The organism is Candidatus Amarolinea dominans (genome assembly GCA_016719785.1).
Classification (GTDB): domain Bacteria; phylum Chloroflexota; class Anaerolineae; order SSC4; family Amarolineaceae; genus Amarolinea; species Amarolinea dominans.
In genome coordinates this window covers 89375-103107 of sequence record JADJYJ010000029.1, presented here as the reverse complement: position 1 = coordinate 103107, position 13733 = coordinate 89375, and the positions used below count along the sequence as shown (strand labels likewise).

Genomic DNA, 13733 nt, shown 5'->3' with positions numbered 1-13733 from the left:
GTTTGGTTTATGTGGCGCCCGCGGCCAGGGCCATCATCACCCAAAAGAGGGCATCGGTCGTGACGACATTGGGGGTGGCCTGCGCTTGCACGAGAAAGGCCGTCATGGCGGCCAGGGTTGCGGCCAGGATGAACAGCGCCTGGCGGTCCGCCGACCCGCGCCAGGCGAGCAGCCAGCGCCGGGCGGTCGTCAGCAGCAGAGCCAGGTACGCCAGCAGGCCCACCATGCCGGTTTGCAGCAGCCGGTCGAGCAGCAGGTTGTGCGGATCGTCCAGCAGGCTGGCGGCCGGGCCGGCGGCGGTCAACTCCGCGGGCTGCGCGGCCGCCACCAGGCTGCCGAAGGTGCCGGGGCCGTAGCCCAACAGCCAGCGGCCATCCAGCAGGCGCAGGCTGACCCGCCAGAAGATCAGCCGCGCCGCGGCCGAGTCGGCGCGCAGTTGGGCATAGACGACCGGGCGCATCCCATAGGCCGACGCTTGCAGCAAGGCCGAGGTGCTCATGGCATAGAGCAGGCCGACGCCCACCAGGCAGGCAGCCAGACCGCCGGCCAGCCACAGGCGGCGCCGTGACCGGTTCGCATGCCAGGCCGGCTGGCGCAACGCCAGCGCCAGGCTCGCCGTCAGTCCGCCGATCAGCAGGCCAAGCCACGCGGCCCGCGCCAGGGTCAGCAGCAGGCAGGTGAGTTGCAGCGCAAGGAGCAGGCCGAAGCGGGACGCGGGCCGCCCGTCTGCCCCGCCGCGCCACAGGGCCAGGGTGAAGGGCATGACCATAACCAGGTACGCGGCCAGGTAGTTCGAGCGGCCGACCGTGCTCAGCACCGGCGAGACCGAGTCGCTGATCCAGACCAACGGATCGAGGCCGGTCGCTTGCAGCAGGCCATAGATCGTCACCGGCACGCTGCCGATCACCAGCGCCAGCGTCAGGCGCAGCACCTGGCGGCGGGTGGTCAGCGTCTGACCCAACAGCCAGCAGAAAATGACGCCGCTGAGCAGCGTCAGCGCGCTGTCGGCGCTGGGGCGCGCCGTCCACAGGCTGCGGCGCACTGTCCAGCGCAAACAGGGTTGCCAGCAGGATGGCGGCCGCGTAGAACAGGTAGCGCAAATCGTTGACTTGCGGCCCGGCGGAGGATGAACCGCTGGCTTGCGGCACAGCAGAGCGCAGGCGGGCGACCTGCGGCGCAAGGGCGGCCAGGATCATCAACAGGGTGATGGTTTGGAAAAGTGCGGCCTTGAGCGGCTCGAACGCGTTGGCGTCCAGCGGGTTGAAGGCGAGGGGAACCAGGATCGCCACAAGCAGCCCCCCCCACTCGACGAACCGCCGGGCGTCTGCGATCACCATCGGCGCCAGCGGCGCAGCCAGGCTTCGAGGCCGCCGCCCAAATAGAGCCAGGCCAGGAGCAGGCTGCCGCTGAGGATGCCGCCGGCGGCCGCGAACCGCTGCAGCGTGTCCGGCCCAATCAACGGCGCGGCGCTGCGCGAGGGGGTGGGCGGAACGCCGCCGATGGTCAGGGTGCGAGGGGACGCCTCTTTGCCGATGCGCTTGTACGGACTCAACTGCACCACGGCCACGGTCCACAGATAGACGCCGGCGCCGCCCTGGCGCACACCGGCCGCCTGGTTGAGATCCACGGTGACGCTGGTGGTGCGCACCGGTTCGGCCGCGCCAAAATGATCGGCCTGGCCATCCTTCCAGACCCGCACCTCGAAGCCCTGGTTGCTGGTCAGCGCGGGGCCGTTCCATGACCAGCGGAAGGTGGTGCGACCGCTGGCCTGGCTGCCGTTGGCCGGGCTTTCGAGGACAGGCGCCCGGGCCGGCGCGCTGGTCGGCGTAGGCGTGCGGGTGGGGGCCAGGGTCGAGGTGGGCAAGCGCGGCGCGACCAGGGTCACAGTGGGGTTGACCGTGCCGATCACGATCGGGGGCAGGGTGGGGGTGGACGAAGGGCCGGTCGGCGGCGCCGTGGGCGGGACCGACGTTGGCGCCGCCGCGGGCGCGCGGCAGCCGGTCAGCAGCAGGGCCAGGGTGATGAGGACGCCGAGACAGGGCCGCCCGGCGACTGCAAGTCGCTGCAACGACTGCGAAGCCCACCTTCGTGGGCTGTGACGCCCGGCGACTGTAAGTCGCCGCAACGACTGCGAAGCCCACCTTCGTGGGCTGTGCCTCGAAACTGAAAGGCAACCGAGGCGGCTGCGCAAGAATAGCTTCATGGTTGTTGGTCCGACCTTTCCGAAGTAAATTATGTAAAATCCCTGGGCTGGGCAGTGAGCGTCATGGCCCCCAGGAAATTCTCTCTTGCACCCAGTCCCCCTCACCCGCGTTGTAGCCCCCGCCCAAATCGAATAGTTTGCGTTCTGGACCACCGCTGCGGTAAACAATGCCCATGCCGCCGCGGCCGATTTCAGCCTGGATTTGTAACTGCTCAGCCTGCCTGGAATTCAGACAGGATTCACAGGATTGACAGGATATTCGAACTCTCGTGGCGGTAGTTTTGCACGCCACAGAGCAAGAATCCTGTTCATCCTGGTCAAATCAACTTGCAGGGTGAGCAGTTACACTCTCGTGCCGATAGTTTTGCACACCACAGAGCAAGAATCCTGTGCATCCTGTTCATCCTGTCCAAATCGGCCTGCAGGGTGAGCAGTTACACTCTCGTGCCGATAGTTTTGCACACCACAGAGCAAGAATCCTGTACATCCTGTTCATCCTGTCCAAATCGGCCTGCAGGGTGAGCAGTTACCAGGATTTCGTATTTGCCAGCAAGCGTAGCGCCAACCAACGTATCCACAAAGTGATCCTTTCAAACCGGTGCAAGGTACAAAATGCTCATGTAAGGTTACGGTCCGAGTCAGAATCGGCGCTGTCCACCCCCAAATGGTGTGGGAGTGGGCGTTGGCCGCAGATCAATAGTAGGCGCGGGTGAAAGACGAACAAAGGGTGTGGGGGTATCGGTTGGCCGAGGCGCGGGCTTTTGGCTGCGATAGGTCAAGGGACGCGGCGCAGGCGTCGCGCCAAGCTGCTTGTAGGGCGTTAGTTCGATGAGCGCGACGGTCCAGAAATAGGCGCCATCCCCGCCTTTCTTGACGGCGGGCGCCTGGCTGAGGCGAATGGTCTGTTGCCAACTGCTGCCGGTTTTCGTCGTGACCGGTTCGGCAGCCGTTTCTGGTTGAGTCTGATCTTTCCAGAGCAATACCTGGAAACCCTGGTCGGCTTGCAGTCTACCGCTCCAGTCCCAGGTAAAAGTCCGCTCGGCGTCTCCCTCGATGGTGATGTTGCCAACAGGCGCCAATAAGACAATCGGCGGAAAGGAGCCGGCCGGCTGCTTGGGGGCTCCGGCAGTCTGGCTGGCTATCGGCGATGGGTCGGGTGTGGCGATGGGGGCCAGTGTCGCGGTCGCGGCGGATTGGGCGCCATCGCCCGCCGGCGCGGTTGGTGCAGGCGGCAGGGTGGACGCCAGGGTGGCGGTGGCGCCGACCGGTTGGCTGGCGACGGCGTGCAGAGTTGGGGCCGGGGACGTTGCTTTGACTTCCCCGCGCGTGCTCTGCAGCAGGAGGATGACGCCGGTCAGCGCCAGGAGGGCGATGACCGCGGCCGCGGCCATCAACCACAGCGGGAAACGGCGTTCGGCGGCTGACCTGGGCGGCTCAGCCGCGGCGCGCGCCACCGCGGGCATGGCCTGACGACTGCCGCCGGCCGCGTCGGCACGCGCCACGGCCGGCATGGCCGCACGGCTCCCGCCTGCCGCCTCGGCGCGCACGATGATGACGCTGATGTTGTCCAGGCCGCCATGTTCGTTGGCCAGGTCCACCAGGCGGCGAGCCGCGTCCGCGGGCGCCCATTTGCTGACAATGTCCTGGATTTCGCTGTCAGTGACCATCGTGCTGAGGCCATCGGAGCAGAGGATCAAGGTGTCGCCGGGTTGCAGCGCGCCGTGAAAGAAATCCGGCTTGGCCGTGGCGGTCTTGCCCAGGGCACGGGTGATGACGTTACGCTGGGGATGGTTATGCGCCTGCTCAGCAGTCAAAACGCCGGCGCGCACCTGCTCCGCCACCATGGAATGATCCTGGGAGACCTGGGTCAGGACGCCGCTGCGCAGGAGATAGGTGCGGCTGTCGCCCACGTTGGCCACATGCACCTCGCGCTCACGCACGACGGCCAGGGTGACGGTGGTGCCCATGCCGCTCTGACTGGCGGTGCTGCGCGCATGTTGGGCGATGGCCTGATGAGCAGATTGCAGCGCGTTGGTCAGCGCCGTGGGGATGTCCGCGCTGGGATCGGCATAGTAGGCGCGCTGAATCTCGGCCACCGCCATCTGGCTGGCAATCTCGCCGGCGTTGTGCCCGCCCATGCCATCGGCCACCACGTAGAGGCGACCCTTGTATTGAAGAACGGCCGCGTCGCTCGGCTCGAAGACGCCACCGCTGTCCTCCTGATGATCGCGCGCGCGGCCGACATCGCTCAGCCAGACTGCGCGCAGAGTCAGGCCAGCCGCGGCCGGCGCCACACGTTGATTTTGCTGCGATGAAGGTCGTTCTGCCATGGAAACCTCCCGAAAGTGAATGCTGAACGATGAATGATGAACGATGAATGATGAATGCTGAATGCTGAATGCTGAATAGGGATCGGAGATCGAGTTTATTTTACGGTTAGGCGGCGGGGGGGCGCTTCTTCTCCGAGGGGTTTGTACGGGTTGAGCTGTACGACGGCGACGGTCCACCAGTAGGCGCCGGGGCCGCCGGCGCGCACGGCTGTTGTTTGACTCACGCTGATGATCTGCCGCCAGCGGCCAGCGCCGGCGCGCTGGGTGTCGGCTCCGGCGGCTGTCAGATGGTCGTGCGTGCCATCTTGCCACAGATGCACCTCGAAGGCCCAATCGGTTGCCAGATCGCCGGTATACGCCCAGACGAAGGTGGTGTCGCCGGATACCTGTAGGCCCTCGATCGGCGCCAGGAGCACGGGCGTTGCCGGCGCGAGGGGGGCCGTGGGTGTTGGCGAAACGGCGATCGGCGTGGCCGTAACCGACCGCGTGGGGGAGGGGGTTGGTGTTGGCGCCAGGGTGTTGGTCGCCACGGCGGGCGCGGTGGGTGGTGTGGTGGGCGAGACGATCGCAGCCGGCGCGGTTTTGACGGTGTTGGTGGCCGGGGTTGGTGTGTCCAGGGTAGCGGGCGCGCCATCCGCGACCACTGTGGGCAGCGGCGTGGGCGTTGGCTCTGACTGGAGTGCCGTCATCCAGGCCAGTCCGCCTATGACCACAACGAGCAGGACGAGCAGCAGCGCCAACCAGGGCAGGGGCGAGCGCGTGGGCTGCGGCGCAGGGGTGGGTTTCCTGGCCGGCGGTGGCGTCGGTGTGCGTTTCTTGGTTGGCGGTGGCGTCGGTGTGCGTTTCTTGGCCGGTGGCGCGGGGGTGGGCTTGAGGCCGGCCGGCCATTTGCCTTTGCGAGCCAGGGCAAACGCGGCAGCCAGGTCGCCGGCGTGGGCGTAGCGATCGTCCGGCTTCTTGGCCAACGCCTTGAGCATGACCGCGGCGGCCGGTGCGGGCAGATCGGCGCGCAGTTGGCGCGGCGGGCGCGGTGAGTCGGTCAGATGGGCGTAAGCGGTGGCAAGGGTGGTTTCACGCACGAACGGTACCTGGCCTGTGACCATTTCATACAGGATCACGCCAAGCGCGTAGATGTCGGCGCGGCCATCCACCGGCTGGCCCAGGATCTGTTCAGGGGCCATGTAATTGGGCGTGCCGCCGCCGGTACTCGGGGCATCGCCGCCGGCGCTCGATTCGTCGCCGCGCTGCAGCGCACGCACCAGGCCAAAGTCCATCAAGGTGGCATGGCCGTTGGCGGCCAGCATGACGTTGGCCGGTTTGACGTCGCGGTGGACCACCTGGCGCTTGTGGGCATAATCGAGCGCGGCGGCAAGTTGGTGCAAGATGTGCTGCACCTGGACGAGCGACAGCGGCCCGCGCCCCGCCAGCCATTTGTCCAGGGGCTGGCCTTCCAGCAGTTGCATGACGATGTAGTGCCAGCCATTGTCTTCGCCGACGGCATGGATGGTGACGATGTTCGTATGCTGCAAATTGGCCGCGGCTACCGCTTCCTGACGAAAACGCTCCACGGCTTCCGGGTCCTGGCTCAAGTGGGGGGCCAGCGCTTTGATGGCCACGGGCCGACGCAGAACCGTGTCGAAGCCGCGATAAACGATGCCCATGCCGCCACGTCCCAGTTCGGCCTGGACCGCATATTTGTTGTCGAGCAAGAAACCGGTTTCGGTGTTCATGGCAACGGGACTACACTCCCCACACGGTAATCAGCCGCTGTTGATAGATCTCATCGCGGCGGTAGATTCGTTTTTCCCAACTGCGCCCCGGTCGGCGGTCGAAGATCACCAGGTGTGCCTCATCCGCGGCGCACGTATCGGCGTAGGCCCAGGTCTGCGCCAGGCCGTTGGTCAGGGTTTGGCCAGGCGACTGGCGCAGCAGCTTCAGTTCGATCACGCTGCGCTGTACGCCGCCCGGATGAGGCCAGATCACCAGCAGATCAATGCGCCGGCGTCCCAGGCCATACTCGCGCTCCACACGGCCGCCGCCGTTGACGATACGCTGTAAGAACGCCTGCATCAAGAGCTGCGGGCCAACTTCCTGGTACTCGAACTGCTCCAGCCAGGCCTCCGACTGTTCGCGGAAGAACTGTTGAAAAGCCGCAAGCAGTTTGCTGAGATCGAGCCGGCCATCGGGAAGGACATACCAGGCAGGCTGAGCATCAATCATCAGTTGGGTGCTGAAGGTTAGTTCACGCGGAATGACCTCCTGGTAAATGCGATTAGCCACTGCAATCTGGCCTGCGTCGCGACGGATCAGGCCAAGATCGTACACGTAGTTGACATCGTCCGTGGGCAGATGGGTCGCCGCCTGTTCTCCGGCCAGGAGCGGTTCGATGACCCGGCGCACCCGAGGCTCCGCCAGTTTGTGCTGCAGCTGGTCAATGTGGGTGTCGCGGCGTTCGATGATTTGCTCTTTGGCCTGCTCGATCATCTCGGCCGTGATGGCCGCGGTGCGCACGCGGCCTTCCGGCATCTTGAAGGTGACTTCATAGGCCAGGGCGTTGACCAGCCAGGGCTGGCCGCTGGTCAAGTCCCAGACAAGCTCGCGCGGCGCGGTGAAAAGCTGGCCCGTCTCCTGCGTGTGCTGAGCGAGCAGGGTTTCGACCTCCTGGCGCGAAGTTGCCCAGGCGCAAGGACTCGGCCTTGATGTTGAACGCGCTGCCGCCGGTAATCACTGTTTTCTCGCGGGCCGAATGGATGCGATAGTCCTGCAAGTCACGCACGCCGCATAGAACGATGCTGTGCGGGAAGTGTGCGGGTCGGGTATCATAGCCGCCGCGCAGTTGGCGTAAGAGAGAGATCAGGGTGTCTCCTATCAGGGCATCCACTTCATCGAGCAAGAGCACGCGCGGCTGCGGAGATTGCTCGCACCAGCGTGAAAGGAAGGTCTGCAGAGCCGTGGCCGCGCCCTGCTGCGCCAGCACTTCCAGCGCCAGGCCGTTGGTCTCGGTTTCTCCCAACATCATTCTGGCGCGTTCGGCAATGGCCTGCACAACGGCTGCGATTCCGGCCGTCACATCTTCGCGCACGGCCTGCGCGGCTTCGATATTGGCGTAGAGGGCGCGATAGATGCCGCCCTGGTTGAGATGGGTCATCAGGGCCAGGAGACAGCTCGTCTTGCCGGTCTGGCGCGGCGCATGCAGCAGGAAGTATTTCTTTTGCCCGATCAGGCTCATGACGGTATCCAGGTCAAAACGCTGCAAGGGGGGCAAGCAGTAATGATCCTGGCAATTGACCGGGCCGGCCGTGTTGAAGAAACGCATGGTTGCTCCCTGCGATGGCTGATGTCAGCGCTCGCGCCCTGTGCTCAGCCAGCGGGGGAGGCGCGGCCAGAACGGCGTCGGAATGGCGACGGTGGGGAGGGGCAGCACGACAGTAGGCAGGGGGGGAAGGGGTACGGTTGGCAGGGGGGGAAGGGGTACGGTTGGCAGCGGCCAGCGCGGCAAACGCCTGGAAGTTACCGTGACGACAAATTCGTTGCCATCGTGCATGCCAAAACCTGGACTGGCATAGCGAATCCAGCGCGCGTTGACAAGTTCCCCGCCAACGCCTGGTCGCGCCTCAACAAACTCATAATGAGATGGATCGAGCGGTGCAAGATAAAGGTGGTAGTAGTCGAATACGAGAGTCGTGTCCAGTCTGAAATAGCCGTTGTTATCGGTGGTTGCACTGTCAATATAGACTCCGCGAACGCTCGGTAGTAACGACCCTGACAACTGAACGTAGGAAAACGCGGGGACCGGCTCCTCGTTTGCCTGGCGCACCTGACCGACAAAAACATGCGTGTTGGGCGGTATGGTTGGCGTCGGAGTACGGGAAGGTGTGGAGGTAAACGTCGCCGTGGGAGTCGGGGTCAAGGTTGCGGTGCCGGGCTTGGGGGTCGCGGTCGCGGTAGGCGTCGTGGTTGGCGTCGGCGTGTTCGTCAGCGCAGTGGTCGGTGTCGTCGTGTTCGTCGGGGTATCGGTCGGAGTGAGCGTCAGCGTAACGCTGGCTGAGGTGGTCGGCGTTGGGGTATTGGTCGGGGTCGCGGTCGCAGTCGGGGTTGCGGTCGCAGTCGGGGTGGCCGTCGGGGTTGCGGTCGCAGTCCGGGTTGCGGTCGCAGTCGGGGTGGCCGTCGGAGTGCGGGTAGGCGTCCAGGTAGGTGTGCGGGTGGCCGTGGGTGTAGGAGTTGGCTGAGTCAAACGGCGCTGGTATACACCTTGACCGGTTCCTGCGAGTAGGTCGAAGCAAGTCGTCATATCGAGTCTCAACGCATACACAGGAAGGTTGGCAGGCAGACCAAGACTAATATCGTACCAGTTGCTGCCAGCATCGGTGGTCTCAAACATGCCATTAGCTTTCGTGCCCGCAAACACATGCCCGGCGTCAAGTGAGTCCACTGCAATGGCACGCACTTCCTTCCCATTCAACCCCGCGGCCTGCCAATTGACTCCCCGATCGGTCGAGCGGAAGACGCCGCTACTTGTGCCAACGTACACCAGTTGCGGTGATCGAGATGCGTTGACAATTGTCCACACTCGGTGATTGGTCAGCCCCGTGTTATTGGCCTGGAACAACGCGCCGCCATTGGTAGAGCGATAAAGCCCGCGATCGTCTGTGCCCGCATATGCGATGTTACCATCAGCCATATTGAACGCAACTGCATTGATAAAATCAATATCCGTCGGTTGACTGCGCTGCCAGCTGGCGCCGTGATTCGTGGTGCGATACACTCCATGCTCATAGCCGGCGGCCAGCACAATAGCCGCGTTGGAGGGGTGCGTAGACAAGCCGTAAAACCGTTGATCCTGCAAACCGCTATTTACGGGTTGCCAGGTTGTGCCATTGTTTGTGCTACGATAGATGCCACTACCATACGTGCCTGCATACACAAAACCATTGATCCCACGCGCGAGTGCAAAGACGAGTTGGGTGTTCAAGCCAAACGAAGACCAGGATGGATCACAACTTGAGTTACGATACACGCCACTTCCAGTTCCATTGGTGTGTTGCCCACCGGCAAAAGAAGCACCGCCCCATGATGCCAACGTGCGCACACTGATGTCGCTCAATCCTGCTGCGACCCAACGCTGCTCGTATCCAACAACGATGGGCAAGAAGACTGATGTTCCCGTCACAGTCACAGAGGTGTCCAAAGAGCGTCCCTGATCACTCATGACAACCGAATTAGCCTGCACAAGGTTCTGCCCCGGAGAGATTGCAACAACGATCAAGCCTGCCGTGCAACAGAGCACGACGGCCAGTGCCGTGAGTACCTGCTTTCTGCTGGTTTGACCTCGCATATCTCCTCCTTATCCGTTGACCGATCAGTGAATAAACCCGCTTATCCGCTGGTCTCAGCGCGGTGTGACCGACGGCGCCGGCGTGTCGGTCGGCGGCTCTGGCGTATCAGTCGGTGGTCGCGGCGTAGCGGTCGGCGGCACCGGCGTGTTGGTCGGCGGTCGTGGCGTAGCGGTCGGCGGTCGTGGCGTAGCGGTCGGTGGCACCGGTGTATTGGTCGGCGGTACCGGCGTGTTGGTTGGGTCTCGCGGCGGAGTAGTCGTCGGCGTATCAGTTGATTCCGGCGGCGACGTGTTGGTCGGTGTCGGCGTGAAGGCGGGAGGACGTTTGGTTGGCGTAAAGGGCACGGCCGTCGGTGTGATGGTTGGCGTCGGAATCAGGGTGGCTGTCCCCACTCCAGGTGACGGAGTAGCCTCGACCGATGCGACCGTCGTCACAGTTGCCGCGACGTTCAATCCGGTGGCGGACGGCAACATTGTTGGCGAAATGGTAGCGGCGGCTGACGTGACCACTGAAGTGGTACCCGTGAGTGTGGGCATAGGCGTTATCTTGCCCTGTGTGCCGCCTGGTTTCAGGAGCAGATAGGCGATCAAGGCAACACCGGCAAGGACACCGACCAATGCACCTACAAGTCCGTAGGGTGGGCGACTGGGCCGGTTGACCGGCCCTTTACCGGGCACCGGCGCGGCGCCGGGGACGGAGGCGCCTGGCGGTTCGGCGCGCACGACGAGGGCGGTGATGTTGTCGCTGCCGCCGCGTTCATTGGCCAGTTCGATCAGGCGTTGGGCCGCGACGCGCGGCGGGTTTTCGCCGGCGAGCAGTAGAATCTCAGCATCCGCGACATGGCCGGTCAAGCCATCGGAGCAGAGAACGAGGATGTCACCCAGTTGCATGGCGCCGGTGTAGAATTCGGGCTCGACGCTGGGGCCGGTGCCCAGGGCGCGGGTGATGATGTTGCGCTGCGGATGGGAATGAGCCTGCTCGGGGGTCAAGACGCCGGCGCGCACCTGTTCCTCCACCCAGGAATGATCGCGCGTGACCTGCGAGATCTGCCCGCTGCGGATCAAGTACACGCGGCTGTCGCCGACGTTGGAGATGAAAACCTCCTGGTTGCGCACGACGGCCATGGCGACCGTGGTGCCCATGCCCATCTGACGGGCATCGGCGCGCGACAGTTGGTAGATGGCCTGGTTGGCAGCCTGCAGGGACTGGGCGAGGGCGGCCTGAGGGTCAGGGCTGGCGTCGCTGAAATAGACGCGCTGCAGTTCGCTCAACGCCATCTGGCTGGCCACCTCACCCGCGTTGTGCCCGCCCATGCCATCGGCGACGATGAACAACTCACCGCGCCGCGCCAGGAGCGCAGGATCAGATGGCTTGAAGATACCGGAAGCATCCTCTTGATGATCGCGCGCGCGACCCACATCGCTCAGGTTGACACTGCGCAGGGTAAATGGCGCCGCACCGGGACTGCTAGGAGTCGGGCCTCGATTCTGGTTGGGTCGCGATGGTGTTGGTTGCCTGCTTTGGTCCGGCATAGGTGTTCCTTTCTGCGTTAGGGATCGGAGATCAGAGATCGGAGATCGGAGATCAGAGATCAAAAATCGGCTCTAGCGATAGACGGCTCTCAGCCGATAGGTGTTCGTTGCACTGTACCCGTTGTGTTGACGAACCTGGATGTAGTAGCGGCCAGGGGTGGCTGCCACCGGGGCGATGTGTTCGTCTTGATTGCTTCCGTTCGTTCCAGATCCAATCTGGACGCCAGCGGCGGCGTAGAGATAGAGATCATAATCGGTCTGCGCAGGAATCTGCTGCAGCCAGACCTCGATCGGGTGCGACGCCGAGAGATCAAGATAGTAGAAGTCGCTCTGATCTTGACTCGATTCAATGGTCGCATAGTGCGTCACATCCGAAGACAAGGCGCAGTGAGCCTGATCCCGCGTTTCGTTCGGTTCGCATACCCCTTGCGTCGCCACACGAGCAAGATAGGGGTTCGCGGTGTTGGGGGACGTTGTTGGCCGGACCACGCGCAAGGCGTGATAGGCGCTGGCCGGCAATACCTCTACCTCGAACAATTCCACGTTGTTGACGTTTGGCGTGGTTGACTCTCCTATTTTACCACCATTTGTCCCATAGAGCGCGATTTGATAATTGGCGCCAACGGGCAGGTCGCGCAACGTCACGACAAGCAGACGGGGAGCATCTATCCAAACACGGTAAAAGTCGAGCATGTCCCCGGTACAGCGAAAATAGCCGGCCAGGTCTGTGTCGAACGGCAGTGACCAGGTGGGGCCCCAAGCGCCCTGGAAGCTGTTGTTCGGTTCGTAGGGGTCGCCGGGACAGGCAGGGGTAGGCGTCGGGGTCCAGGTTGGGGTTGGGGTCAGCGTCCGGGTCCAGGTTGGGGTCAGCGTTGGCGTCCGGGTCGGAGTAGGCGTCGCTTGCTTGCCAATGAACGGCAGCCTGACGTGCGCACCGGCCGGCGTGCCCGTGGGGGTTGGGGTGGGCGAACGGGTCGGGGTCCGGGTTGGCGTAAACATACGCGTCGGCGTCCAGGTGCGCGTGGAGGTCCGGGTCGGCGTGGGCACGACGGCGGTGGGCGTTGCGGTGGCCGTGGCAGTGGGCGTGGCGGGGGCATGGGGGCCACCGTGGGTGTCCAGGTTGGCGTTGCGCCCAGGCTGCCGTAGATCTTGAACGGGAAGCCCTGCGGCGTGTGGGCGCCGCCATCGAGGGCCAGGCTCCAATCTCCCTGGAAGTATTGGCGGCCGTTGCCGGTCGTCGTCTGGCCATCGAGGGTCACCGGTGGCGCATAGGGGCCAGAGGTCAAGGCGCCGTGCGTCTGCCAGTCCAACCAGTAGGTGCCAGGCGCCAGGAAGAAACCGGCGCTGACGGTGTTTGCCATGACCGGAGAAGTGGTATCGCCCGCGTTGTTCAGGCGCCGGCGGTAGATGCGCCACCAGTCTGAACGCGCCAGGCGATTGGTGGCGTCATCGCCCCAGATGATTTGGCTGCCCGGCTCGCCCGGAGGTCCACGCCAGACGCGATAGTTGACGTACGTGATGGTGGAACTGCTGCCGGAGCCGGTCTGGAAGGCGAAAAAGACGATCGTATCCACCTGCCAGCCGGCCGGCCCGGTGATGGTAAACTCATCAGCAACCCGGTTGCCGCCGTTGTAGTCGTGCCGATAGCCGAGGGTTGTCATCCCCAGGTTGGTTTGCAGGATGCTCTCGTCGGCGCCGCCGGGGCCGGTACCAGGACTATTGACGGCCGATCCGTTGTCGTAGAGCACCGCCAGTGGTTGGTCAACGGACGCGACCGCGCGCGGCAAGGATGTCCAGGGTTCCGCCAAGAACAGTCCGAAGGCTACGAGCAACCACGGTGCGTATGTCATACGATGGTTCCGTCAACGTCCTTTGCAACGTCTGCTAATCAAATAGGGCTTTCAGCAAGTAGGTGTCGCTGTTGCTGAAACCGCTGGTCTGCTTGACCCGGACGTAGTAATTCCCGGCGGGCAAGGTCGTTGTTTGGATGATCTCGGTCGGGCTACTTGTGGCCGCGCGATAAAGCTCAGTCCGGTTCCCGTCATACAGGAACAGGTCGAAGTTGGTATTCGCCGGCAGACTGGTCAGCTCGATGTTGATGGTGTGCGCGGCCAGCATCTGCAACGAGTAGTAATCATTGACATCCTGCGCAGACTCGATGAAGGCAAAATGCGCCACTTTGGACGTCAGCCCACAGGAGCCGGCCTGATCGAACGAATTGTTCGGTTCACACGGGCCGCGATCGGTCATGCGCAACACGTAGGGGTTGTTGTAATTGGGCGAGGCCGCAGGGCGCACCACGCGCAGCGCGTAGTAGCCGGCCTGACCCGGC

At 63.9% G+C, this 13733-nt stretch carries 8 protein-coding genes and 1 pseudogene; all 9 read right to left on the bottom strand.

All coding sequences use genetic code 11. The annotated features are described in order from the left end of the window. Window positions 1-7 precede the first annotated feature (7 nt). The 9 genes and pseudogenes from IPM84_22270 to IPM84_22230 all read right to left on the bottom strand — a co-directional run bounded on the left by IPM84_22270 (window position 8) and on the right by IPM84_22230 (window position 13651). Window positions 8-1054 carry an O-antigen ligase family protein gene (locus IPM84_22270; GenBank protein MBK9095428.1) on the bottom strand — a complete coding sequence of 349 codons (1047 nt, stop codon included), beginning with the start codon at window positions 1052-1054 and terminating at the stop codon, window positions 8-10. Window positions 1055-1330: 276 nt separating this feature from the next. Further along, a complete protein-coding gene (locus tag IPM84_22265; protein ID MBK9095427.1) occupies window positions 1331-2068 on the bottom strand; it encodes a hypothetical protein in 738 nt (245 codons plus the stop codon). Between the two features lie 773 nt (window positions 2069-2841). Beyond that, complete coding sequence (locus IPM84_22260; GenBank protein ID MBK9095426.1) at window positions 2842-4533, bottom strand: Stp1/IreP family PP2C-type Ser/Thr phosphatase; 1692 nt, start codon at window positions 4531-4533, stop codon at window positions 2842-2844. 95 nt (window positions 4534-4628) lie between these two features. Continuing rightward, window positions 4629-6263, bottom strand: coding sequence for a protein kinase (locus IPM84_22255; GenBank protein MBK9095425.1), 1635 nt, complete (start codon window positions 6261-6263; stop codon window positions 4629-4631). Between the two features lie 10 nt (window positions 6264-6273). Next, a pseudogene (locus IPM84_22250) lies at window positions 6274-7849 on the bottom strand (AAA-like domain-containing protein). A 24-nt stretch (window positions 7850-7873) separates the two neighbouring features. Beyond that, the gene (locus IPM84_22245; protein MBK9095424.1) at window positions 7874-9355 is read right to left on the bottom strand and encodes a hypothetical protein; all 1482 of its coding nucleotides are present in this window, start codon (window positions 9353-9355) and stop codon (window positions 7874-7876) included. 567 nt (window positions 9356-9922) lie between these two features. Beyond that, window positions 9923-11401, bottom strand: coding sequence for a Stp1/IreP family PP2C-type Ser/Thr phosphatase (locus IPM84_22240; GenBank protein ID MBK9095423.1), 1479 nt, complete (start codon window positions 11399-11401; stop codon window positions 9923-9925). A 72-nt stretch (window positions 11402-11473) separates the two neighbouring features. Then, on the bottom strand, window positions 11474-12604 hold the full coding sequence (locus IPM84_22235; GenBank protein ID MBK9095422.1) for a PPC domain-containing protein: 1131 nt from the start codon (window positions 12602-12604) through the stop codon (window positions 11474-11476). Between the two features lie 681 nt (window positions 12605-13285). Next, entirely contained in the window at window positions 13286-13651 is a 366-nt protein-coding gene (locus tag IPM84_22230) for a PPC domain-containing protein (GenBank protein ID MBK9095421.1), read from the bottom strand. Window positions 13652-13733: the final 82 nt, after the last annotated feature.

What these genes read in the sequence shown, in the direction of transcription:
- IPM84_22240 (MBK9095423.1), bottom strand. Translation starts at nt 11,401, where the DNA reads ATGCCGGACCAAAGCAGGCAACCAACACCATCGCGACCCAACCAGAAT.
- IPM84_22260 (MBK9095426.1), bottom strand. Translation starts at nt 4,533, where the DNA reads ATGGCAGAACGACCTTCATCGCAGCAAAATCAACGTGTGGCGCCGGCC.
- IPM84_22255 (MBK9095425.1), bottom strand. Translation starts at nt 6,263, where the DNA reads ATGAACACCGAAACCGGTTTCTTGCTCGACAACAAATATGCGGTCCAG.
- IPM84_22230 (MBK9095421.1), bottom strand. Translation starts at nt 13,651, where the DNA reads ATGACCGATCGCGGCCCGTGTGAACCGAACAATTCGTTCGATCAGGCC.